Source organism: uncultured Streptococcus sp. (genome assembly GCF_963536705.1).
In the GTDB taxonomy this organism is placed as follows: Bacteria; Bacillota; Bacilli; order Lactobacillales; family Streptococcaceae; genus Streptococcus.
The window spans coordinates 1-24,573 of the sequence record NZ_CAUTAP010000002.1; the positions used below are offsets into that span (position 1 = coordinate 1).

The 24,573-nt window shown below is 41.3% G+C and carries 21 protein-coding genes and 2 tRNA genes; 15 read left to right on the plus strand and 8 right to left on the minus strand.

The window, feature by feature from the left end:
• Nucleotides 1-107: 107 nt before the first annotated feature.
• Both RWX26_RS01280 and RWX26_RS01285 read left to right on the plus strand, forming a co-directional pair.
• Nucleotides 108-181 (plus strand) — tRNA-Arg (locus RWX26_RS01280).
• A gap of 46 nt (nucleotides 182-227) precedes the next feature.
• Nucleotides 228-301, plus strand: a tRNA-Pro gene (locus RWX26_RS01285).
• 279 nt (nucleotides 302-580) lie between these two features.
• Here RWX26_RS01285 and RWX26_RS01290 read toward each other — a convergent pair.
• The 4 genes from RWX26_RS01290 to RWX26_RS01305 form a co-directional block, all read right to left on the minus strand.
• Nucleotides 581-898 (minus strand): DUF960 domain-containing protein, encoded by a 318-nt coding sequence (locus tag RWX26_RS01290; protein WP_227963884.1) that lies wholly within the window; start codon nucleotides 896-898, stop codon nucleotides 581-583.
• Nucleotides 899-1,025: 127 nt separating this feature from the next.
• Nucleotides 1,026-1,559: a DUF402 domain-containing protein gene (locus RWX26_RS01295; RefSeq protein WP_002896978.1), complete on the minus strand. Its 534-nt coding sequence runs from the start codon at nucleotides 1,557-1,559 to the stop codon at nucleotides 1,026-1,028.
• A gap of 86 nt (nucleotides 1,560-1,645) precedes the next feature.
• Nucleotides 1,646-2,422: a recombination regulator RecX gene (gene recX, locus RWX26_RS01300; RefSeq protein ID WP_314578423.1), complete on the minus strand. Its 777-nt coding sequence runs from the start codon at nucleotides 2,420-2,422 to the stop codon at nucleotides 1,646-1,648.
• Between the two features lie 26 nt (nucleotides 2,423-2,448).
• Nucleotides 2,449-3,225, minus strand: a complete 777-nt coding sequence (locus RWX26_RS01305; protein WP_314578424.1) for an aminoglycoside 3'-phosphotransferase — start codon at nucleotides 3,223-3,225, stop codon at nucleotides 2,449-2,451.
• Nucleotides 3,226-3,280: 55 nt separating this feature from the next.
• Between RWX26_RS01305 and rlmD the strand changes: the two genes are divergently transcribed.
• Nucleotides 3,281-4,651 carry a 23S rRNA (uracil(1939)-C(5))-methyltransferase RlmD gene (gene rlmD, locus RWX26_RS01310; RefSeq protein WP_314578425.1) on the plus strand — a complete coding sequence of 457 codons (1,371 nt, stop codon included), beginning with the start codon at nucleotides 3,281-3,283 and terminating at the stop codon, nucleotides 4,649-4,651.
• Nucleotides 4,652-4,849: 198 nt separating this feature from the next.
• On the opposite strand, the gene RWX26_RS01315 is transcribed toward rlmD, so the two are convergent.
• The 4 genes from RWX26_RS01315 to RWX26_RS01330 form a co-directional block, all read right to left on the minus strand.
• Nucleotides 4,850-5,554 carry an MIP/aquaporin family protein gene (locus RWX26_RS01315; RefSeq protein ID WP_048772879.1) on the minus strand — a complete coding sequence of 235 codons (705 nt, stop codon included), beginning with the start codon at nucleotides 5,552-5,554 and terminating at the stop codon, nucleotides 4,850-4,852.
• A 67-nt stretch (nucleotides 5,555-5,621) separates the two neighbouring features.
• Complete coding sequence (gene glpO / locus RWX26_RS01320) at nucleotides 5,622-7,448, minus strand: type 1 glycerol-3-phosphate oxidase (RefSeq protein ID WP_314578426.1); 1,827 nt, start codon at nucleotides 7,446-7,448, stop codon at nucleotides 5,622-5,624.
• A gap of 67 nt (nucleotides 7,449-7,515) precedes the next feature.
• Entirely contained in the window at nucleotides 7,516-9,024 is a 1,509-nt protein-coding gene (gene glpK / locus RWX26_RS01325; RefSeq protein ID WP_002920521.1) for a glycerol kinase GlpK, read from the minus strand.
• Between the two features lie 157 nt (nucleotides 9,025-9,181).
• Nucleotides 9,182-10,609, minus strand: coding sequence for a helix-turn-helix domain-containing protein (locus RWX26_RS01330; RefSeq protein WP_314578430.1), 1,428 nt, complete (start codon nucleotides 10,607-10,609; stop codon nucleotides 9,182-9,184).
• Nucleotides 10,610-10,862: 253 nt separating this feature from the next.
• Here RWX26_RS01330 and RWX26_RS01335 point away from each other — a divergent pair, with 253 nt between their 5' ends.
• From RWX26_RS01335 to RWX26_RS01390, 12 genes are all read left to right on the plus strand, one after another.
• Nucleotides 10,863-11,093 carry a DUF1858 domain-containing protein gene (locus tag RWX26_RS01335; protein WP_002894544.1) on the plus strand — a complete coding sequence of 77 codons (231 nt, stop codon included), beginning with the start codon at nucleotides 10,863-10,865 and terminating at the stop codon, nucleotides 11,091-11,093.
• A gap of 2 nt (nucleotides 11,094-11,095) precedes the next feature.
• Nucleotides 11,096-12,454 (plus strand): DUF438 domain-containing protein, encoded by a 1,359-nt coding sequence (locus RWX26_RS01340; RefSeq protein WP_314578431.1) that lies wholly within the window; start codon nucleotides 11,096-11,098, stop codon nucleotides 12,452-12,454.
• A 26-nt stretch (nucleotides 12,455-12,480) separates the two neighbouring features.
• A complete protein-coding gene (locus tag RWX26_RS01345) occupies nucleotides 12,481-12,735 on the plus strand; it encodes a DUF1912 family protein (RefSeq protein WP_002899692.1) in 255 nt (84 codons plus the stop codon).
• 342 nt (nucleotides 12,736-13,077) lie between these two features.
• Nucleotides 13,078-13,638 (plus strand): GNAT family protein, encoded by a 561-nt coding sequence (locus tag RWX26_RS01350; RefSeq protein WP_314578433.1) that lies wholly within the window; start codon nucleotides 13,078-13,080, stop codon nucleotides 13,636-13,638.
• A complete protein-coding gene (locus RWX26_RS01355) occupies nucleotides 13,638-14,216 on the plus strand; it encodes an AAA family ATPase (RefSeq protein WP_314578435.1) in 579 nt (192 codons plus the stop codon). Before RWX26_RS01350 ends, RWX26_RS01355 begins: the two co-directional genes overlap by 1 nt.
• Nucleotides 14,209-16,860, plus strand: a complete 2,652-nt coding sequence (locus RWX26_RS01360) for a valine--tRNA ligase (protein ID WP_314578437.1) — start codon at nucleotides 14,209-14,211, stop codon at nucleotides 16,858-16,860. Before RWX26_RS01355 ends, RWX26_RS01360 begins: the two co-directional genes overlap by 8 nt.
• 77 nt (nucleotides 16,861-16,937) lie before the next feature.
• The gene (locus RWX26_RS01365; protein WP_314578440.1) at nucleotides 16,938-18,320 is read left to right on the plus strand and encodes an Eco57I restriction-modification methylase domain-containing protein; all 1,383 of its coding nucleotides are present in this window, start codon (nucleotides 16,938-16,940) and stop codon (nucleotides 18,318-18,320) included.
• Nucleotides 18,321-18,330: 10 nt separating this feature from the next.
• On the plus strand, nucleotides 18,331-20,730 hold the full coding sequence (locus tag RWX26_RS01370) for an ATP-binding protein (RefSeq protein WP_314578443.1): 2,400 nt from the start codon (nucleotides 18,331-18,333) through the stop codon (nucleotides 20,728-20,730).
• Nucleotide 20,731: 1 nt separating this feature from the next.
• The gene (locus RWX26_RS01375) at nucleotides 20,732-21,367 is read left to right on the plus strand and encodes a hypothetical protein (protein ID WP_314578446.1); all 636 of its coding nucleotides are present in this window, start codon (nucleotides 20,732-20,734) and stop codon (nucleotides 21,365-21,367) included.
• Nucleotides 21,367-21,975 carry an HNH endonuclease gene (locus RWX26_RS01380; protein ID WP_314578448.1) on the plus strand — a complete coding sequence of 203 codons (609 nt, stop codon included), beginning with the start codon at nucleotides 21,367-21,369 and terminating at the stop codon, nucleotides 21,973-21,975. Before RWX26_RS01375 ends, RWX26_RS01380 begins: the two co-directional genes overlap by 1 nt.
• 470 nt (nucleotides 21,976-22,445) lie before the next feature.
• Nucleotides 22,446-23,870: an NADP-dependent phosphogluconate dehydrogenase gene (gndA, locus tag RWX26_RS01385; protein WP_314578450.1), complete on the plus strand. Its 1,425-nt coding sequence runs from the start codon at nucleotides 22,446-22,448 to the stop codon at nucleotides 23,868-23,870.
• Nucleotides 23,871-23,879: 9 nt separating this feature from the next.
• Nucleotides 23,880-24,569, plus strand: coding sequence for a response regulator transcription factor (locus RWX26_RS01390; RefSeq protein ID WP_314578452.1), 690 nt, complete (start codon nucleotides 23,880-23,882; stop codon nucleotides 24,567-24,569).
• Nucleotides 24,570-24,573: the final 4 nt, after the last annotated feature.

Sequence of the window (24,573 nt, forward strand, 5' to 3'; positions counted from 1 at the left end):
GTACCTGACTACGAATCAGGCGGTTAGAGGTTCGACTCCTCTAGGGTGCATTAAATGGTTTGATTTTTTCTTAAGTTTTGCTATAATGAATTTAATATGAATAGTGAGCACCCTTAGCTCAACTGGATAGAGTACCTGACTACGAATCAGGCGGTTAGAGGTTCGACTCCTCTAGGGTGCATTTGGAAGCGAAGTCTTAGGGCTCCGTTTTTAGATTGTTTAAACACCGGGAAGTAGCTCAGCTTGGTAGAGTACTTGGTTTGGGACCAAGGTGTCGCAGGTTCGAATCCTGTCTTCCCGACTAGATAACATAAAAGATAGATATACTGATCTATCTTTTTGTTTTTCAATAAAACTGTGTATTCAGTATCTATGACTTCGCTAACATATGTTGTTGTTAAGCTCTTTTAGTTATAGCCGGATTTAATTAGAGATACAATCTTTTTGGGAGTTTAGGCTGTGGCTGTATCAGGCTGCTGAAATATACTTTCCATTTGATATGAATAATTCTAAAGATAAAAACCTCTGATAGCAGTGTTTGTTGCTTTCAGAGGTTTTTATATGTGCTGAGTTTGATTTACTACATCAAAGAGTATTCGTCAGATAGCATAATGGTTTCTTTACCCTTGTTATCAACGATGTAGACTTTTCTGGGAAAGAAAGGGTCAAATTGGTAGTTTAAATCAAATGAAATAATGGTGTTGAAGTTCTTTTGTGAGAAGCGAAGAGATACTCTTCCTTGGCTATTGATGATTTCGAACTTGAGGACTGGGCGAAGTTCAAAGACTCCTTTGAGATTGTTATCAATGATGTACCAGAATGAGTCGATAATTTCTTCAGGGAGGCTCGTCATGATGCCAAAGCTGGCATATCGGCCGAGAGTATTTGTAAATGCCATGGGAGACTCCTTTCTTACAGTCTGGATTTTCTTATATGATACCCGAAAATGCTTGAGATTGCAAGAATTTGACCTCTGGCAGGTCTGAATTAGACAAAAGAAAAAGAGCTTGCGCTCTTTGACAACTTTATCGATTCTTTAGTTCAACATAACGTTTGTACCAAATATTGACATAAGCATCTGAAAATGGACCTCTTCCGTTGTTAATCCAATCAACTAGGATTTTGACATTTTCTTTGAGAATGAAATCCAAATCATCAGAATAGTGCATCTGTTTTTTGTGGCGTTCATATTCTTCTACATCCAACAGGCGTTTTTCACCATCAGCAAAGACTTTGACGTCTAAATCATAGTCAATGTATTTTAGAGCTTCATTATCCAGATAGTAAGGGCTGGCTAGGTTGCAGTAGTATGAAGTTCCATTGTCTCGAATCATGGCAATGATATTAAACCAGTATTTTTTATGAAAATAGACAATGGCAGGTTCACGTGTTACCCAACGTCGGCCATCACTTTCTGTTACCAGTGTGTGGTCATTAACGCCAATAATGGCGTTTTCTGTTGTCTTTAGTACCATGGTATCTCGCCAGGTGCGGTGAAGATTCCCATCATGCTTATAACTTTGAATTGTAATAAAGTCGCCTTCTTTTGGAAGTTTCATAACTTACCAACTTTCTACAATTTATAAGTTTATCTTCTTTATTGTAACATATTTTCATAGAAATGCATAAGTTTTCATAGAAAATCTTAAAGATATTCTCTCAGAGCGCTAGCGATGTCGGAGAAATCATAGCCTTTGCGAGCGAGAGCTTGGGTCAGCCGCTGTTTTAAGTCATAGCCGTCGTACTTTTTTGAGTACTTGCGGTATTGCTTGTCTAGCTCTTTATAGAGAAGCTCTTGCTGGTTTTCTTGGTCTTCTTCGATTTCCAAATGCTGATAGGCAGTTTTGGCTTGGCTGTATGAAAAACCTTTGTTTATCAAGGATTGAAGTATTTTATCTTGTAAAGCCTTGCTGGGCAGTTTTTCTTGGTATTTTTTGAGCAGCTTTTCGGCAACCTTGTTTGTTAGTTCAGTAAAATCAAACTGGCTCAATTCTTCTTCTATGATAGTGCTAGAAATCCCTTTTTGACTGAGTTTTTGCTTGAGAACAAAAGCGCCTTTGTCACCAGTGAGAAGGTTGGATTGGATAAAAGAATGAGCATATTTTCTATCATTAATCCAATTATCCTTTTTTAGATTGTCCAAGACCTGGCTGGTGATTTCTGGTTGGATGTCGTGCTGTGTTAAGTAGTCTTTAACTTCCTTAGCAGTTCTTTGCTTGAAGGAGAGATGATAGAGGGCTAGATTTTTTCCGTAAGAAAATTGGGCATAGTCTTGAATTTCTGATAGCTCCTGCTCTGTGATTTCCATTCCTTTGGACAGCATGAAGCGAACGATGGTGTCTTCTGTAATATAGAGCTTTTCACTGTCGTCCAACTCCAAGAGGTAGAGTCTTTTTTTCTTTTCGATTTTTGTGATTTTCATAAGAGATTTTGGTAGAATCCTTTCTTTTAGCCAAATGCTTCAAAGGCAGCTATCAAGCGCAGTTTGTCTGTATCAACATCCTTCCTGCCATAGTAGTCAAGAAAGAGCTCTGCATATTGAGGGTCAGATAAATTATAAGTAAGAGACCAGATTGCCCAGTAAAGGTCAAGGTGACGATCACTAAGGCCAGCGAGTCCAACGTCAATAAAGCAGGAGAAGGTTGCTGCGTCTTTCAGAATGAAATTAGGCAAGCAGGCATCTCCGTGAATCAAGGCATCCACTGTCAGTAGCTCTCCCTGCTCTTGGATAAGCTGGTATGTTTCCTCACGACTTGAGATGTGAAATTGAGGCAGCAAGGCTTTTTGATAAAAGCAACCTTTCCGATAATTATGCTCTGCTTGCTCTCTGTAGTGTTGGAGGCGATGCTGGATTGGGAAATGCTGGGGTTGTAGGCTGTGAAGTCTTTTGAGTGCGGCAGCCATCGTTTGGCAAAGTTCTTCTGGCTGTTGGAGAAAGGCTAGGGCGTCCTTGCCCTCGGCTTCTTTAGTCAGCAGGTAGTCTTTATCTGCTGTCAGGTAGTGAATGACAGGTACACCGAGTCCTTGCTCTTCAAACCATTTGGCAAGTGTGGCTTCTTGGGCTAACTGGCCTTTTTGGTCGATTTTCAAATAATAGCCTGTATCAGTATAGAAAACACTGGCTGCAGAATGTGAGGAGCTGTCGTAAAAATTGGCTCCCTCTAGATAAGTTCGTATTTTCTTAGGCAACTGGGCTAGTGAAAGGGATATTTTTTCTGCTTTCATACTTTTATTGTAACATATTCTCAACTAATGCGAGGCAGCGTGGTATAATAGAAGCATGAATGTGAAAGTGAAACAAAGAATCCCTTTGAAAATTAAGAAAATGGGGATTAATGGTGAAGGGATTGGATTTTATAAGAAAACGCTGGTCTTTGTGCCAGGGGCTTTGAAAGGTGAGGAAGTCTACTGTCAGGTGACTAGGGTTCAGCGTAATTTTATCGAGGCCAAGCTCTTGACCATCAACAAGCGGTCGAAATTTCGGGTGGAAGCGCCTTGTGAGATTTATGATAGCTGCGGGGGCTGTCAAATCATGCACCTCCACTATGACAAGCAGTTAGAGTTTAAGGAAGATTTGCTGCGTCAGGCCTTGAAAAAATTTGCGCCAGCTGGCTATGAGAACTATGAGATTCGTCCGACCATTGGTATGCAGGAGCCGCTCTATTATCGGGCTAAGTTGCAGTTTCAGACTCGGAAATTTAAGGATGAGGTTAAGGCTGGGCTCTATGCCCAGAATTCCCACTATCTGGTCTCGCTGAAAAACTGTCTGGTTCAGGACAAGGTAACGCAAAAGATCATAAATAAGGTAGCTCGGCTTTTAGGCAAGTATAGGCTGCCCATCTATGATGAGAGAAAGACTGCTGGGGTACGCACGGTCATGATTCGCAGAGCCAGAAAGACGGGTCAGGTGCAGATGATTTTTGTGACAGGGCGTAAGCTGGACTTTTCTCCAGTCGTTCGAGACCTAGTGGCTGAATTTCCTGAGTTGGAGACAGTAGCAGTCAATTATCATACAAGCAAGTCCAGTGAGATTTATGGGGATAAGACAGAGATTATCTGGGGCGAGGAGGCTATCCAAGAAGGAGTGCTGGATTATGAGTTCTCCTTGTCGCCTCGAGCTTTCTATCAGCTCAATCCTGAGCAGACAGAGGTGCTCTACGGGGAGGCGGTTAAGGCGCTGGATGTGACGAAAGAAGATCATTTGATTGATGCCTATTGCGGAGTGGGGACCATCGGCTTTGCCTTTGCTAAAAGGGTTAAGTCTCTGCGTGGCATGGACATCATCCCTGAGGCCATTGAAGACGCCAAGCGTAATGCAAAACGAATGGGATTTGACAATACACTCTACGAAGCCGGAACGGCAGAGGAGATTATTCCTCGCTGGTACGCTGAGGGCTATCGGGCGGATGCCTTGATTGTCGATCCGCCTCGAACAGGTCTGGACGATAAGCTGCTGGAGACGATTGTCCGCTATGCACCTGAGAAGATGGTCTACGTTTCCTGCAATGTTTCAACTCTGGCTCGGGATTTGGTCAAACTCAGTAAGGTCTACGATGTCCACTACATCCAGTCGGTTGATATGTTTCCGCATACTGCTCGGACCGAGGCAGTGGTGAAATTGTCCAAGAGGGAAAGCTCTCGTTTGAGTTAATCGGAAACGGGTCGCTAGAGTTGACAAAATCATTTTAAAAAGAACTTAGTTTTCTGTGATACAGGGCTAAGCCTTTTCTTTTGTCAAGATTGCAATGGTTTTATCTTAAGCATAAGCTAGGAAGGTTAGTCTCCACCTAATCAATTAGTCAAAAAAAGAGAACACTCGTCAAGTGTTCTCCAATGGCAATCAGTTATATTAGAATAAACCGAAGACTAGGACTGCAAGGACGGCACCAATGATTGGTCCGACAACTGGAATCCAAGCATAGCTCCAATCGCCATTTCCTTTATTTGGAATCGGAAGGAGACTGTGCATGATGCGAGGTCCTAAGTCACGAGCCGGGTTGAGAGCATAGCCAGTTGTTCCACCAAGTGATAGACCAATTCCGACAATCAATGTTCCGACTGCAAAAGTGCCAATGCCTGCTTGCAGCTTATAAAGTCCAAGAGCGAAGATAGTCAGCACAAGAACAAAGGTTCCAAGGATTTCGCTAATCAGGTTAGAGAAGGTATCTTTGATAGCTGGGCCTGTGCTGAATGTACCCAAAACGTTAGCCGGATTTTCTTCAGCCAAATAGTGAGGTTTGAACTGTAGGAAGACAAGGAACTGTCCGACCATAGCACCTGCAAACTGAGCAAGGATGTAAGGAAGAACAGACGCCCAAGGCAAATCACCTTTCAGAGCTACTCCGATAGTTAGGGCAGGATTCAGATGGGCTGGGCCAAGGTTACCAGATACAAAAGCAGCGATGGCAACAGCAATCCCCCATCCCATGGTAATCACAATCCAACCTGAATTGTGACTCTTGGTTTTGGGAAGAACCACACCTGCAACGACGCCATTTCCCAGAAGGAGCAAGAGCAGTGTTCCTAAAAATTCGCCAAATATTTCTTTCATCATCTATATTACTCCATTTAAAAGAAGGGGTGGCAGACAGTTGTTAGTCTACCGCCTCTTCTCATATTTTCTATTTTTTTAATTCTTCTAAATCGTTATTTGCAAGGGCAGCTTGAACATCATTTCGATAAGCTGCTTTTTCATCTTCTGTCCAGTCGTAGAATTGTCCCATTTCATCCAGAACAGGCTCTACAATAGCATCTAAGCTATCCCGCATAAAGAGCATGTGATTTGTCCGGCGAAGCAAGAAGTCAACTGGGCTTAGAGCCAACTCATTGCGCATTGCATAGTGCAGTGACAAGGTATCTGCCAGGCTGAGACCTGGTGCTTGCTCGATGCTGTGAGCGAGGGCAAAGACTTTAGGAGCATTTGAACCGTAAAGGTTTGCAAGATAGAAGGCTTCTTTGCTGTCTAAGCCACGTGATACACCGAGTTGCGCAAAAGCTTCGATTTCGGAATCCACATTTGCTGGATTGAGCTCTCCGCCTGAAACAGGGTAGGTCTTCGAGTTGATGAGCTTGAAGCTACGGTCGAATTCTGCTTTGAGGATGTCAACCACGCGCTCCATAGCACCTTCCGCCATCTTACGATAGTCTGTGATTTTACCGCCAGCAAGGGTCAAGAGGCCATTGTTATCACGTTCTAAGCTGGAACCGCGGGACACAGCAGATGGATCCAAGTGTTTTTCAGAAGTGCTGCTTTCGAGTTGAGTAACAGCCGCCTCAACATCCTCACGGGATTTTTCTTTAGCCAAATAGCTTTCAACGGTCGCAATCAGTGCATTGAAACTTTCGTCGCTAATGGTACCGTTGTTTCCGCCATTGTAGTCAGAAGCACTGTTTCCTGCAATCAGAGGACGCAGACCAGCCCAGCTGCTTTCGATGTCGTCAATTGTGATTTTTGCTTCTGGGAAGCGATTGTTGACAATGCCCAAGAGGTAATCTACATCTTCTTGTGTTACTTTTGGATGCTCCAGGTCACCAGTGTAGTCAGTGTCAGTCGTACCAAAGTAGGTTTTATTTTCACGTGGAAGAACAAAGACCATCCGGCCGTCTCCTAAGCCTGTGTCAAAGTAGACTGGCTGAGAAACCTTGATCTTGCTAGAGTCAACTACCAAGTGAACACCCTTGGTTGGACGCATTTGTGAGTATTGCTCACCATCATTTGACAGATTGCGCACCTTGTCGCTCCAAGGTCCAGTTGTGTTGATGACCAAGCGAGCCTTGATTTCAAAGACTTCATCCGTCAAGAGGTCACGCGCAACAACGCCAGTAATCTTTCCAGATTCATCAAAGAGGAAGCCTTCTGCCTTCACATGGTTGGCAATCAGTGCGCCGTCTTGGTTGGCGCGTTTGATATTTTCAATCACAAGGCGTGCATCGTTGTTGCGGAAGTCAAGATAGACACCACCGCCGACCAGGCCTTCCTTCTTGAGTTCAGGTTCCCGTTCTAGGACTTCTTCCTTGCTCAAGACCTTGTTGGCAGCAGGAGTGTTGTTAACACCGGCCAAGAGGTCATAGAGGTCCATAGCCACTTTGAGACGGAAGAGACTGAAAGTAGCACCCTCTTCTTCATAGACTGGAAGGAGCATAGGATCTGGTTTTGGAATATGAGGCGCGATTTGCTGTACCACAGCACGCTCAGAAACTGTATCTGAGACCACCTCTACGTCGAATTGCTTGAGGTAACGAAGGCCACCATGGACCAATTTGGTAGAGCGGCTAGAAGTTCCTTCTGCAAAGTCCTGCATTTCAATCAGACCGGTCTCCAGGCCACTAGCTGCAGCTTGCAAGGCTACTCCAGCACCGGTAATCCCACCACCAATAATCAGGAGGTCCAAGGTGCGTTCCTGCATTTTTTTTATCGATAATTCACGTGTTTTCTTTGAAAATTCCATAATTACACACTTTCTAACTTAGTCATTTCCTGCTTCTACTGACTTTTTTATCAAAAATAAATCAGTATCAGTCGTCAATTTCTGCAAAGACTTGGGTTGCCTTAACGGCTTTTTTCCATCCTTTGTAGAGTTGTTCCTTGCGGGATTCATTCATAGACGGCTCAAAGAGTTCTCCTGTTTCATTGAGAGTGCGGAGTTCATCTAAGTCTTTCCAGTAGCCTACTGATAGTCCTGCCAAGAAGGCTGCACCGAGAGCAGTTGTTTCTAAGTTTTTAGCGCGGGCAATATCGATTCCCAAAATGTCAGCCTGGAACTGCATGAGGAAATTGTTCATAGCAGCACCGCCATCGACTTTGAGGACTTGAATAGCAGTCTTGGCATCCACCTGCATGGTATCGATGATGTCGCGTACTTGGTACGCAATGGATTGCAGAGTAGCCTTGATAAAGTCTTCCTTGCTGGTTCCGCGGGTCAAACCAAAGACAGATCCGCGGGCATTTTGATCCCAATACGGAGCGCCCAGTCCTGTAAAGGCAGGTACGACATAGACTTCGTCATTGTTGTGAGAATCAAGGGCATATTTTTCAGATTCTGGTGAATTTTCAACCATCCGAAGACCATCGCGTAGCCATTGAATAGCACTTCCTGCAATGAAGATAGAACCTTCTAAAGCATAGTAAACCTTGCCATTAATTCCATAGCCAATGGTTGTCAAGAGGTTGTTTTCAGACAGCTGCATCTCTTCACCAGTGTTCATGATGATGAAAGAACCAGTTCCGTAAGTATTCTTGACCATGCCAGGCTCAAAAGCTAACTGTCCAAAGAGAGCTGCCTGCTGGTCACCAGCCATACCAGAAATTGGAACTTCTCCGCCGTAGAAATGGAATGGAGCAGTCTTACCATAGATTTCTGAGTTAGAACGAACTTCTGGAAGCATAGCCTTTGGAATGTTGAGGATTTCCAAAATCTCATCATCCCATTTAAGCTCCTTGATGTTATAGAGCATGGTACGGGCTGCATTTGAGTAGTCAGTCACGTGAGAAGCTCCGTCAGTCAATTTCCAAACTAGCCAGGTATCGATGGTACCAAAGAGCAATTCGCCCTTTTCAGCTCTTTCTTGCGCTCCCTCTACATGGTCCAAAATCCAGCGAACCTTGGTAGCAGAGAAGTAAGCGTCAATAATCAAACCAGTCTTTTCGTGGAATTTTTCCACATAGCCTTGGCTTTTTAGTTGCTCAGCCAGAGGAGCAGTCTGACGAGACTGCCAAACGATAGCATTATAGATAGGAAGACCTGTATTTTTATCCCAGACGACAGTTGTTTCACGCTGGTTGGTGATTCCGATGGCTTCTATTTGGTTAGGTTTGACTCCACTTTCGATGAAGGCGCCGGCGATAACGGACTGCACAGAGTTCCAAATTTCATTGGCATTGTGCTCAACCCATCCAGCTTGAGGGAAAATCTGAGTAAATTCTTTTTGACTGGAGCTAACTTTTTCTCCTTTTTTGTTAAAGATGATGGCGCGGGAACTAGTAGTTCCTTGGTCGATGGCCATGATGTATTTTTCTTGTGACATGAACTGTCCTCCTAGTAAAAATCTTGAGGATGTTTCCTCTACAGTAACTAGTATATAAAATAAAACGCTTTCTTTTTTATCAACTTTTTTTAAATTTTAAAAAAATCTGAGGAGATTGTGCGAAAATCACAAAGAAACCTGGATTTCTCCAAGTTTCTTAATGAAATATCATGTGACGGATTTGAGCCAAATCTTCCAAATCCAAGTCATTTTTTAAATAATAGATGGGAACTTGCTGGGTCTGATGGATGGGATTGTTGGTGATGATGAGGTCATAATTTCTGGTAAGGTCGTAGGATTCAATCGCAATAAAGCGATTGTACTCTAAGTATCGCCTTAAAATGGCAGTCATCCTGGAAACAACGATAAAACTATCTATCAAGTCCATGCCTATCTTGATGACTTGACCGTCGTTTTCAGCAATGTATTCCATCAGCTGGAGCCATTCCCACAACACCTTTTTATCCAGAGATGTTCCCTGCTGGAAAATAGGCAGTTTGCTAAAAATAGTGTCTGCCACTTGTCGATAATCGTCTTCGCTCCATAAGTAAGGATGGCGCAATTCCAAATCATGCTTGTATTTGTCTTGCAAGAGATAGCCTCGGAAAAGAAAGACATGGGCGCAGAGCTGACTGAGTTCGTAGGTCACTTGATCTTCGATGTAGTCACCAAGCAAGTCCTGTCCCTTCATCTCTTGAATGAGTTGCGTAATCAGACTGGCAATTTCACCGCCAAAGCCCAGTATATACTCCATGGTGTGCAGGGGTAAAATCCTATGGGAAAGCAGAAATGAAAAGAAAATCATCATTTCCCCATCTTCCTGACTTAGAGTGATGTGCTGCCCGGCAAAGAAATCATTTGTCCGGCGATGCAAGCGTTGATAGAAGATATTCTCAAAATAGCCCCGCATTTTCTGCTCAATATTCTGGAATTGGCAGGCATTGACTCGTAAGCGCTGTTGGGTAATATGCGCCCAAAGAGCCAAATCCAATCGCTGTCCTTGCGAGAGCTGGGCTCCGCAGAGTTCTTCTAAGACGGCAACTTCCTGCCTTCTTTCTGGTTTTTGAAGTTCTTTTTCCCAATCTTGGCTGGACCAGACCTTGCGAAAGAGGCAGAAATAAAAATAGCGGATTTGGTGCTCAGGCCCTTTCAAGCGGCCATTTTGGATAGATAGCTCAAACTCTGATAAAATCTGATTTAGCCCAGATATATGGCGGCCGAGTGTTGCTTCACTGATCATCAGCTCTTGAGCTAACTGGTGAGCCAAAAACTGCTGATGATAGAGCAAGTAGTTTAGAATCTGGTATTTGACGGCATTGTCCAAAAAGAGTCTGTGAATGTCCCGTCCCTTGGTATCCGGTCCGATGGACAGGCTGAGTGTTTCGTCCTGAAGCTGGATGGATAGGGCTGCATGATGGTCCGCTGCCTTGTCGTTAATCAAGCTAATGTACTTGGTCAAGGTTGCTTTCGAGAAGCCGGTTTCAGACATAACGTCCTTCAAACTGGATGTAGAATGCTGCTGTAAATAAGACAGGACAATAAACTGCCCCGCTTCACTCTTTTCCATTAAGTCTGCAAGATACATACGAAAACCCTTTCACTTCACTAGTCTTAGCTTAACATAAAAAAGGAAAAAGAAGAAGCAATGTGCTTTATATTTTCTTATCGTTGTCTAAGGAAATAATACACTGAAACAATCTGTCATCATGTCTATCTTAATTCGCTATTCCATTTCTTTTGAACAAGTATAAGAGGAGCAGATACTCACACTTTTTTGCTTTGAGTCTGATAGCTTTTTTATGGTATAATTGTAGAAAAATGACGACGAGGGAGCAGCTATGGATAATGTGATTGATTTGTCTATCCCAGTGGCAGAAGTGATTGAGAAGCAGCCTGAAGTTTTGGATGTTTTGGTCGAGTTGGGCTTTACGCCTCTGGCCAATCCCGTTATGCGCAATACAGTCGGGCGCGTGGTTTCTATCAAAAAAGGTGCTGGTATGAATGGCATTGACCTTAATAAAATCAAGCAAACTCTGGAATTAAATGGCTATGAAGTGGTGGGGATTTAGGCATGGCTACTGAACGCATTGAAGTCCTCAAGTCTATCTTGCTGGATCTACATAACGGAGCTTCTGCAGAGTCCGTTCAGGAGCTTTTCAATGAGCATTTTGCTGGTGTGTCCGCTATTGAGATCAGTCTGATGGAGCATGAGCTAATGAACTCAGATACGGGAGTGACCTTTGAAGATGTCATGTCCCTCTGCAATGTCCATGCCAACCTCTTTAAAGGGGCCATTCAGAATGTAGAGGTGGCGGATACTGACTATCCAGGCCATCCGGTTCAGATCTTTAAGCAGGAAAATCTAGCCTTGCGGGCTGCCCTCATGCGGGTTCGTAGGCTCCTATCTACCTATGAAAGTACAGAAGATGAGGAGCTTCTTCCAGAAATCCGTAAGGGACTCCAGCGCCAGCTGAGTTTGGTGGGGCAGTTTGATATCCACTATCAGCGCAAGGAAGAGCTCATGTTTCCTATCATGGAGAGCTACGGCCACGATTCGCCTCCCAAGGTCATGTGGGGGGTAGATGACCAGATTCGAGACCTCTTCCAAGAGTCTAAGATTGCTGCAGAGCAGCTGCCGGATACTTCGATTGAAGAAGTCAAGGACAAGTTTGAGGCTTTTGCGGCTGAGTTTGAAGCTATGATTTTCAAGGAAGAGTCCATTTTACTGATGATTCTCCTCGAGTCCTTTCATCAGGATGACTGGCTCAAGATTGCTGAGGAGAGTGATGCTTATGGTTATGCCATCATCAAGCCAACGGAGAAATGGATTCCTGCGCGTCACTCATTCTCGGAGGAAGCTGGGGATGCTGCTGATGAAGGAAGCGAAGCGCCAGCAAGCACAGAGCAGACTAGTGATGGCAGGTTTGAGCAGGTTATTGATACGCCGGATGGTCAGGTCACTATCTCCTTTAAGCCCAAGGAAAAGAAGGAGCAAGACTTTAATCGGGACTCCCAGCAGCCTTTTGGTCATGGCTATCTGTCGGTGGCGGAGGCCAATCTGATTTTGGACCATCTGCCCATGGAGATTACCTTTGTCAATAAGGACGATATTTTCCAGTATTATAATGACAGCGTGCCAGCGGACGAGATGATTTTCAAGCGGACGCCGTCCCAGATAGGACGCAATGTCGAGCTCTGTCACCCGCCCAAGTTTTTGGACAAGGTGCGGCGGATTTTCAAGGCTCTGCGTGAGGGAGAGCGGGACAAGTTTGAGATGTGGTTCAAGTCGGAATCACGTGGCAAGTTTGTTCATGTGACCTATGCAGCGGTGCGGGATGAGGCTGGTGATTTTCAAGGGGTGTTGGAATACGTTCAGGATATTCAGCCCTTCCGCGATATTGACAGTGATTTTTACCGGGATTTGGACTAGGTATTTGCAGTTAGAAAGTGAGAAAAATGAGTTACGAACAGGAATTTTTACAGGAGTTTGAAGCTTGGGTCAAGACCCAGGTCATGATTAACGAGATGGCCCTAAAGGAGAGTCAGGCGGTCTACGAGGCGGACCAGGATGAGCGGGCCAAGGAAGCGGCCATTCGTTATGAAAGTCGTCTAGATGCCTACCAGTTCCTTTTAGGGAAATTTGCCAACTATCAGGCGGGCAAAGGATTTCACGATCTGCCAGATGGACTTTTGGGTGAGAGAAATTATTGATTTTTCGCTTGAAAGGTGATAGAATAGGTTCATCAGAGGTGTTTTGAGTCAAGCATTTTACAGAAAGTGGTGATGCTGAGAAGTCCACAAATGTGTCAAAACTGGTTGCTGATGAGATGAAAAATTGAAATAAAAGTGTCTTTTTGTTTCCTTTTAGGACTAGGCAAGGAGCTGTAGGCTATACTAGCGTATGCCAAAGCGAGCTAACGTCATCATGAAAGAGAAAGAAGAAGAGAAAAGTTGCGGGCATCTGCCCGAAATTGGGTGGTACCGCGGATAAACACATTCGTCCCTGTCATGGATATGGCAGGGGCGATTTTTTATAGAAAGCGAGGGAGGAAGATGGAGCAAGAACGATTACCCGATCGATTAGAAACAGAACGTCTAGTCTTACGAGTCCGCACCGTGGCTGATGCAGTGGATATCTTTGACTATGCCGGTCGGCCAGAAGTCTCCTACCCAGCAGGTTTTCCGCCCGTCAAGACCTTGGATGACGAGATTTATTATCTGGAGCATATCCTTCCTGAACGTAATCAAAAGGAAAATCTCCCAGCAGGCTACGGGATTGTTGTTAAAGGAACTGATAAAGTCATCGGCTCTGTTGACTTCAATCATCGCCACGAAGATGATGTGCTTGAGATTGGTTATACCTTGCACCCAGACTATTGGGGACGAGGCTATGTCCCAGAAGCAGTGCGTGCCTTGATTGACCTAGCTTTTAAAGAATTGAATCTACATAAAATTGAATTGTCTTGCTTTGGCTATAATCTTCAAAGTAAACGAGTCGCTGAGAAGCTTGGCTTCATCCTCGAAGCTCGCATCCGAGACCGCAAAGATGCCCAAGGCAATCGCTGTGACGATTTGAGATATGGCTTGCTTAGGAGTGAGTGGGAGGTGATTTGATGCATCTTTTCATCATTGGTGCTCCAGCTTCAGGGAAAATGACGATTGGTCAAGAGTTATCTCGACTGACGGATTCTACCCTCTTTTACAACCATCAAGCCATCGATTTTGCGCTAGAAATCTATCAGGATTTTACAGAGGAAATGTGGGAATTTGTTCGTGGAATTACCTTTTCTTTCCTTGGAGCAAGAGCTAGGAATCATCGATCTGTGATTTTAACAGACGTAATTGATTTTTCAAATCAGTACCAACTGCTGTATTTGAAGCAAATTCAGGATTTGTTGGATGACTACCATCAAGAGATTCTGTTTGTTGAGTTGGAAACAAGCCTTGAGGAGTGTTTACGTCGAAATCGAACGGAGAACCGGTTAGAGCACAAACCCTTAAAACGACATGTTGAGGTATCTGAAAGAGAAATTTTAGAGACCAATGAAATACTTCAATTAAATTCCCAACATCAACCGAATGAGTTGCACCACTACCTTAAAATAAATAATACGAATCTGTCTGCAGAAGAAGCTGCTAAGCAGATTCAAGATAAAATGAATACAATAGAGAAAGGACAAACACATGTCTAAAGAACTTTCACCTAAATACAATCCAGCCGAGGTTGAGGCTGGTCGTTACCAAAAATGGCTTGATGCCGATGTTTTCAAGCCTTCAGGCGATCAAAAGGCTAAGCCTTATTCAATCGTCATTCCGCCACCAAACGTGACTGGTAAACTCCACCTTGGTCACGCTTGGGATACGACTCTGCAAGATATCATCATCCGTCAAAAACGTATGCAAGGTTTTGATACGCTTTGGCTTCCTGGTATGGACCACGCTGGGATTGCGACTCAGGCCAAGGTTGAGGAGCGCTTGCGTGGTGAGGGCATTAGCCGTTATGACCTTGGTCGTGAGAAATTCCTAGATAAAGTCTGGGAATGGAAAGACGAATATGCGACTACCATCAAGGAACAATGGGGAAAGATGGGTCTCTCTGTAGACTACTCTCGCGAGCGTTTCACGCTTGACGAAGGCTTGTCAAAAGCTGTTCGCAAGGTCTTTGTGGACCTATACAAGAAAGGCTGGATCTACCGTGGTGAGTTTATTATCAACTGGGACCCAGCAGCCCGCACAGCCCTTTCAGATATTGAGGTGATTCACAAGGATGTCGAAGGTGCCTTCTACCACATGAATTACATGTTGGAAGATGGCTCACGCGCCCTTGAAGTTGCGACAACTCGTCCTGAGACTATGTTTGGAGACGTTGCCGTTGCGGTCAATCCAGAAGACCCACGCTACAAGGACTTGATTGGTAAAAACGTCATCCTTCCAATCGCTAATAAACTCATCCCAATCGTTGGAGATGAGCACGCGGATCCTGAGTTTGGTACTGGTGTCGTGAAAATAACACCTGCCCACGATCCAAACGACTTCTTGGTTGGTCAACGCCATAACTTGCCACAAGTCAACGTCATGAACGATGACGGAACCATGAACGACTTGGCCTTCGAATTTGCAGGTATGGACCGTTTTGAAGCTCGTAAGGCAGTCGTTGCTAAGTTGGAAGAAATCGGTGCCCTCGTTAAAATCGAAAAACGTGTCCACAGTGTTGGGCACTCAGAACGTACAGGTGTCGTGGTTGAGCCACGCTTGTCTACTCAATGGTTCGTTAAGATGGACCAATTGGCTAAGAACGCTATTGCCAATCAAGACACAGACGATAAGGTAGAATTCTACCCACCTCGTTTCAACGATACCTTCCTCCAATGGATGGAAAATGTCCACGACTGGGTAATCTCTCGTCAGCTCTGGTGGGGTCACCAAATCCCTGCTTGGTACAATGCTGAGGGTGAAATGTACGTTGGTGAAGAAGCACCAGAAGGTGACGGATGGACTCAGGACGAAGACGTCTTGGATACTTGGTTCAGTTCTGCCCTTTGGCCATTCTCAACCATGGGCTGGCCTGATGTAGACTCAGAAGACTTCAAGCGATATTATCCAACATCAACCTTGGTGACTGGTTATGATATTATCCCATTCTGGGTATCTCGGATGATTTTCCAAGGTTTGGAATTTACTGGCAAGTCGCCATTCAAAAATGCCTTGATTCATGGTCTCATTCGGGATGAGGAAGGTCGTAAGATGTCGAAATCTCTCGGTAATGGGATTGATCCGATGGATGTTATTGATAAGTACGGAACAGATAGCCTGCGTTGGTTCCTATCAAACGGCTCTGCCCCTGGTCAAGACGTGCGCTTCAGCTATGAAAAGATGGATGCTTCTTGGAACTTCATTAACAAGATCTGGAACATTTCCCGCTACATCCTCATGAACAATGAAGGCTTGACGCTGGATGCGGCGCGTGAGAATATCGCTCAGGTGGCGGCTGGTCAGGCAGGCAATGTCACCGATCGCTGGATTCTCCACAACCTCAACGAAACTATTGGCAAGGTCACTGAAAACTTCGACAAGTTTGAGTTTGGTGTGGCTGGTCATATCCTCTACAATTTCATCTGGGATGAATTTGCCGATTGGTATGTGGAGCTGACTAAGGAAGTGCTTTACAGCGATAATGAAGACGAGAAAGTCATCACTCGCTCTGTCCTCCTTTACACGCTGGACCAAATCTTGCGCCTGCTTCACCCAATCATGCCTTTCGTGACCGAGGAAATCTTTGGTCAAATCTCAGAAGGCACCATTGTGACAGCGGCCTATCCAGTGGTTCGTCCAGAGTTTGAAAATACCGAGGCAGCAGCTGGCGTGGAAGCCCTCAAGGACCTGATCCGTTCGGTGCGCAATAGCAGAGCTGAGGTCAATGTGGCGCCAAGCAAGCCAATCACCATCTTAATTAAGACGACAGATAGTGCGCTGGAAACCTTCTTCAAGGATAATGTCAACTACATCAAACGCTTTACCAATCCTGAGCATTTGGAAATCGCGGCAGACCTTGCTGTACCAGAGCTGGTCATGTCTAGCATCATCACAGGAGCAGAAATCTACCTGCCGCTAGCAGACCTCCTCAATATCGAGGAAGAGCTGGCTCGTCTCGAAAAAGAACTAGCTAAGTGGCAGAAAGAACTGGATATGGTCGGCAAGAAACTCTCTAACGAGCGCTTCGTAGCCAATGCCAAACCAGAAGTCGTCCAAAAAGAACGCGACAAACAAGCCGACTACCAAGCCAAGTACGATGCAACAGTGGCGCGGATTGAGGAGATGAGGAAATTAGTTAAATAAGCGATAAACCTCGGCAATTTGCTGGGGTTTTTGGTATAATAAATAAAATGTTAGAAAGCGATTTATAAATAACGAATATGGAAAAGTTCCAAGTTTTTACCCCTGAAGAGTATGTTCATTTTATGCTTGATAAGGTAAAATATGATGGGGAAAATATACTAAAAAAATATTTTTTAGAGAATTCTGTAGGTGAGGGGAATATTTTGTGTGTAGCAATTAAAAGATATATTGAAGTGGCACTAAAGCACGGATATTCCATTTCATCCATAAAATCTGATTTAGAAAACTACTTCGTTGCATTTGAAATTGACCCTCAATTAAAGGAAAATTGTTTAAGAAACTTAGACAATATTGCTTTAGGATACGGAATTCAAAAGGTAAACTGGCAAATTATTTCTGATGATTATTTAAGATACAATCTTAAAATGAGATTTGATTTTATTGTTGGTAATCCTCCATATATCACGTATCAAGAACTCAATACTATGGACAGAAGTTTTTTGAAAAACAATTTTACTTCTTGTAAAAAAGGCAAATTTGATTATTGTTATGCTTTCATCGAAAAGAGTTTACTAGATTTGAAAAAAACGACAGGAAAAATGTGTTATCTAATCCCTAATAGCATATTTAAAAATGTTTTTGCTGAAAATCTAAGAGAAATATTTAAAAAAAATATTTTACAATTAATTGATTACAGACATACGCATATTTTTGGGAGAATTCTAACATCATCAGCGATTATGGTCATTGATAATTCTAGAGTATGTAATTACTTAGAATATATTGATAGTGATTTTAATAAGTCTTTTTTTATAAGAAAAGAAGATTTAGGGTCAAAATGGTATTTTACTGAAAATATCGAATTTAAAGCTAATCAGTTAACCTTTGGAGAGTTGTTTAAAGTCTCAAATAGCGTAGCTACATTATCTAATAAGGTATTTATAATCCCTGAGCAAGAAGATTTGGACTTAGAGGATGAAATTTTAAAACCTGCGGCTAGTCCAAGAAAGTTATCGAAAAATATTGTAGATAAAATTATTTTTCCATATAAGTTTGTAAATAATGAACTTATAAGATATTCCAGAGAAGAGTTTGAAAGAGTTTTTCCTAAAGCAACTAGATATCTTCGAGAATGGAAAGATATTTTAGATAACAGAAAATCTGATGGGGAATGGTTTGAGTATGGTCGCTCACAAGGTTTGAAATTTATGAATCAGGAAAAATTAATGATTTCATCGGTAATTACTGAGAAAGTAAATGTATACGAGTTAGATTCTCAAACAATACCATATTCGGGATTTTATATTATTCCATTAGCAGAAAAAGGTCTTGATTATGCAAAAAAAATTCTTGAATCAGAAGATTTCTATGATTATATAGAAACTAGAGCAATTAATGCGAGTGGAAAATCAATTCGTATATCCGTGAATGATGTAAAAAATTATCCAATAAGAGTATGAGGAATGAACAATGGCGGAAAAAGTGAAAGAAGTAAGTTTTAAATCAACAACAAGAACGGTAAACCTTTTAGGGAGAGATAATGTACTAGATTATAGAAGTGCGATATTAGAATTAGTAAAAAATAGTTACGATGCATTTTCGAATCAAGTAAATATTCGAATAATAGGAAAAGATATAACTATTAACAAAAAAAAAGATAAAAAAGCTACTTCTATAGAAATAATTGACTACGGTCAAGGGATGAGTTTGGATAAAATCATTAATGTCTTTTTTACATTAGGAACTGATGATAAGACTTATACTACTTCAATAAAATACCAAGAGTCTGAGCGTGTAATGAATGGCTCTATGGGAATTGGTAGATTATCACTTGGAAGATTGGGCAGTAAAAGCCTTGTCATTACTTCAGATGGTGAGAATGCCTACAGATTTATTATAAATTGGGATAGTTTTATGACGGGTGAATCTTTAGATACTGTAAAGGTAAATATTGAACAGTTATCCATGGATGAGTTTGCTTCAGAGTATACCAATAGAGGACTAGATAATAAAAAGTGCACAGGGACAATTTTAGTAGCTAGCAAATTAAATGATGAATGGCTTCTATCTGATAAAAGTCAAGTGGGAACAAATTATTCTTTACTAAAACTTACTTTAAATAAATTAAAAAATCCGCTTAAATTAGAAAAAACAGGAGATTTTAGAATTATATTAGATTACTTTGGAGACAAGGAAGAAATAGAGCCATCTTTATCCGATGTTTCAACAGATGCGGAGGTTTCTTTTGCCTTTTCACATGATAGTGATATGTTAGTTTTAGATGGATATTTTGATGAAATTGATATTAATCAGTTACCACCAGATTTTGTAAATGCGAAATTTGATAAATTAAAAGACTACATTCAAGATAATAATGGTAGAAAGAGAAATAGATATCATTTTGAAAGAGAATTCAAAATTTCAGAGTATGTTACTGATAATATGCCCAATAATCCTATAGGCGATTTTGATGGAGTTCTCTATTTTACAAAGAAAACAGGTTCTAATAAATATCCTTTTTTAAAGAAACCAGCAATGGGAACAAATACTGTTGATATTGAACCTGGAATTCTATTGTATCGAGATGGTTTTAGGATTAGACCATACGGAGAGATTGATACTATAGGATTTGATTGGCTAGGAATTGAAAATGAGCGTGCAAAAAACCCAGCTGGGGTTGCTCGTAGTGGTTATATTATGCAAGCCAATCAATTAAGTGGTTATGTAAATATCACTAAGGAAAAGAATGGTGGTTTCGAAGATCAAGCCAATCGCGAAGGTTTAAAAAATAGTGCAGAATTTGAATATCTTGAAAGTATTATTTTTAGAATTGTAAAAGATTTTTCTTCAATACGTTCAGAAATTATTATTTTGTATAATGATTTTTTAAAAGAGCAAGCAAATGTACAACATTTTAGTGAAGAAGGGAAAAAAACAAAGAAAAAATTAGACAGTCTTGTTAATAAACACCAAGGCAACTTAAAAGAATTATATCAAGATCCAGAATATGAAGCATTGGTCTCTAATCCACAATCGTTATTTGAAATGTATTCATTACAGGATACCACGGCTGAAGAAAATAGTTCACTTGTTAGCGAGAGTGATACATTACGAACTATGGCGACTCAAGGTATTGTTATGTCAACTTTTGCGCATCAAATTAAGAATGATAAGAAATTCTTTCAGCAGATACCCCAAAATCTAATAGATACTGGGGATTATTATTCGGAGCATTTTAATTCGGATTTTCATGAAATTGAACAACCGTACAATTTATATGATTTTGCAAAGGCGGTTGGAAGAAAAACAACTAATATACTTGGATTTTTGGAGAGTAGCGTTAATAATCCAATAAGAGATAAAAAAGAGAAAATTAATTTATCCTCCTATTTATTTAAAATTTATTCTTGGTGGGATAATTCGGTTAAAGATAATTTTTATTCATATGATTATTTAGTTAATGGTAAATCATCTAGAGAATCTTTACATGAGCAGATTAAAAATATTTATATTTATGCCAGCGAAACTCAATTAGATAGCATTTTTCTAAACTTAATAACTAATTCTTATAAAAATTTTAAATATCCAAATAAAATTAAACACAGAATAATTAACATTGAGCTAGAAGTTGTAGATTGTGACTTGATTAAGATAACTTATGAAGATAACGGTAATGGTCTAAATAAGAACATTAAAAATTCAGATATAATTTTTGAAGCTTACAAGTCGTATACTAAAGGTGGAACTGGTCTAGGGATGACAATTTTAGCTTCAGTTATATCTAATTTAAGAGGTGATAAGGAATTGTTATCGAATCCTGGTGAGCCAGGATTTAAAATTAGAATCACTTTAAAAGGTGGAGTTGAATAAAATGTCTGAAAAAAAAGTAATTTATTATATTGATGATGATGAAGATGCTATTTATACATTAAAAGATCTGAAAGAAATTTTTTTAAACAAAGGATATGATGTCCAGTTTCTAGGAATAAAAGATGAAGAATCAAAGGAAGAATTTTTAAAAACATTATATTCAAAAGAAAAATATGGAATTATTTTAGATTATGATTTATCTATGAGTGAAATTTATGGGGATGCAATTGAATTATGGCAAACTATTAAGAAACAAAATCCTTTCTTTCCAGTTTGTATTTATACTTCTCACAGTGATGATGTTCAAATTGATTCTTCAGTAGAGAAGAAATTTTCTAAAGATGGATACTCACTGGATGGACAGGTATTTACTAAGGAAGATGAAATTGATAGTATGTTAAAATATATTGATGAGCAAGTTAAGTTAGGAATAGAAAATATCAATACGCTGGAGAGAGTAAATCAAGGTTTAAAGAAATCTAATTCTTTTTCTACAGAAGTAGCAATTAACGAAACTAAAATAGAACATCAGTTTTCTATTAAACAACCTAGACTTTTAAATGATGATATTGCTGACCAATTAGATGATTTAATTGCGAAAGCTTATCAAATTATTGATGAGGCAGGAGAGATGTAGTGAATTATATTAGGCAACTATTCAAACAAGACTATAGAGGTTTTGAGTCTCCACCGAGCAGAAGAAAAAACGTTAGTGAAAAATATTCTATCAAAAGTCAAAGAGATTTGTTAAAAGAGTATCTAGTAGAGGATTTTGGCGGAATGTGCATATATTGTGGATGGAATTGTAAAAGATACGGTGCAGCTAGTTTTCATATTGAACATATAAAAAGTCAAAATGGCAATAAAGATTTGATAGATGAATATAGTAATTTAGCTTTATCTTGCCCAATATGTAATACTACAAAAAATAAAAAATCCCTCCCTTCTGATTTAGATCCTTTGGGGGAAGACTATAAAAAATTATTTTATAGAAATAATAGAGGTGCAATTGTACCAAATAATACCATAACAGAAGGAGAAAGAAATTTATCAGAGGAATATATAAAAACTTTAGGTCTATCAAAAGAATTATATAAGTTAGACTATATCTATTCTTCACTTAACATTATTAAACGTAAGTCTAATCAATCGAAACCAAAAAATGAATCATTAATTTGTAGTATTTCAGATATATTAGACTTTATAGATGATAATTATTTTCGAAATAGTCAACTGAAATTGTGATATCAAAATGAATTGAGATGATTGTTTCACAGCAAATTTTAAGTTTTTAGAAAGCAGCTTATTACATGCCAAATCCTGCAAGTCCAAACCGTCCTGAGAAGTAAAACATTGCAGCCTTCCTTTCAGACTTTTCGGGCGAATTGAGTTAAGATTTGAACAGACTAACAAGTTCCCAATGATGTAAATCAATTAGCTTATTAGTATGCACGTCAGTCTTATAAGTTAAATCACCTATACACTCATCTGGATGGCCGTGATATTCACGATGTTCAGTAAGAAGGCATTTCCAGCTAGGTATTTGGGGATTATTATGAAAGTCTCTACTTTACTGTAAATTCCCTCAACCAAGTTCAGTTTCATCTGAGCTTGGTTTTTCTATTCATCCACCCTCACAATCCGTCACCGACTTAATACTTTCTTTTAAGCCCTAAAAATGATAAAATAAGACAAACAAACTATAGGAGAACATAATGACTAAAGCAAATTTTGGTGTTGTTGGTATGGCTGTTATGGGCCGTAACCTTGCCCTAAATATCGAATCTCGTGGCTACACAGTTGCCATTTATAATCGCTCAGCAAACAAGACAGAGGACGTCATTGCCTCTCATCCTGAGAAGAACTTTGTGCCAAGCTATGATGTAGAGTCTTTTGTGAACTCTATCGAAAAGCCACGTCGGATTATGCTGATGGTTCAAGCTGGTCCTGGTACAGATGCGACTATTCAGGCCTTGCTTCCTCACTTGGATAAGGGCGATATTCTGATTGACGGCGGGAATACTTTCTACAAGGATACTATTCGCCGTAATGAAGAGTTGGCTAACTCTGGTATCAATTTCATCGGTACAGGTGTTTCTGGTGGTGAAAAGGGCGCATTGGAAGGGCCATCTATCATGCCGGGTGGTCAAAAAGAAGCTTATGAGTTGGTAGTGGATGTCTTGGAAGAAATCTCTGCTAAAGCTCCTGAAGACGGTGCACCGTGTGTGACTTATATCGGTCCTGATGGCGCTGGTCACTATGTAAAAATGGTCCATAACGGGATTGAATATGGAGATATGCAGCTTATCGCTGAAAGTTATGACCTTATGCAGCACTTACTGGGCCTTTCAGCTAGTGAAATGGCTGACATCTTCACAGAGTGGAATAAAGGCGAGCTAGACAGCTATCTGATTGAGATTACAGCGGATATCTTGACACGCAAGGACGATGAAGGTCAAGCTGGCCCAATCGTTGACTACATTCTGGATGCGGCTGGCAATAAGGGAACTGGTAAGTGGACCAGTCAATCTTCACTGGATCTAGGTGTGCCACTGCCGTTGATTACAGAGTCAGTCTTTGCGCGTTACATTTCTACCTACAAAGATGAGCGTGTGGCTGCCAGCAAGGTATTGCCAAAACCAGCTGCTTTCACCTTTGAGGGAGACAAGGCAGAGTTGATTGAAAAGATCCGCCAGGCTCTTTACTTCTCAAAAATCATGTCATATGCTCAAGGTTTTGCTCAATTGCGTGTGGCTTCTAAGGAAAATAACTGGAATCTGCCGTTTGGTGAGATTGCTTCTATCTGGCGTGCTGGTTGTATCATCCGTGCCCGCTTCCTTCAGAAAATTACAGATGCTTATGGCCGTGATGCTGATCTAGCCAACCTGCTCTTGGATGAATACTTCATGGATATTACGGCTAAGTATCAGCAGGCAGTTCGTGATGTTGTCAGCTTGGCTGTGCAAGCAGGTGTACCAGTACCAACCTTCTCCAGTGCCATTGCTTACTTTGATAGCTACCGTGCAGAAAATCTGCCGGCGAATCTGATTCAGGCGCAGCGTGATTACTTTGGTGCTCATACATACAACCGTAAAGACAAAGAAGGTACCTACCACTATTCTTGGTACGACGAAAAATAGGATAGGCCTATGGCAAAGCGAATTTTACTAGTAGAAAATGAAAAAAATCTTGCCCGATTTGTGAGTTTGGAACTGCAAAAGGAAAGCTTTCTTGTAGATTTGTCTGAGACTGGTCAAGAGGGACTGGCTTTGGCTAAAGATGTGGATTATGACTTGCTCTTGCTCAACTATGATCTTCAAGATATGACTGCCAGCGATTTTGCTCAGCAGCTGAGCTTGATTAAGCCAGCGTCCGTCATTATCGTTCTGGCTAGTCGCGAAGAGATTGCAGATCAGCGGGAAGCAATCCAGCATTTTGCTGTTTCCTACGTAGTCAAGCCTTTCATTATCAGTGATTTAGTGGAGCGTGTCTCCATCATTTTCCGCGGTCGTGACTTTATCGACCAGCACTGCAGCCTCTTAAAAATTCCGACCTCTTACAGGAATCTGCGAGTGGATATTAAAAATCACACAGTTTACCGTGGCGAGGAAGTTATTGCGCTGACGCGGCGGGAGTACGATCTGCTGGTAACCCTGATGGGCAGCAATAAGGTCATGAGCCGTGAGCAGCTGCTGGAGCGTGTCTGGAAGTACGAGAGTGCAACGGAGACCAACGTTGTAGATGTTTATATTCGTTATCTGCGCAGTAAAATTGATGTGGAAGGGCAGCCAAGCTATATCAAAACCGTTCGCGGTGTTGGTTATGCCATGCAAGAATAAAAAA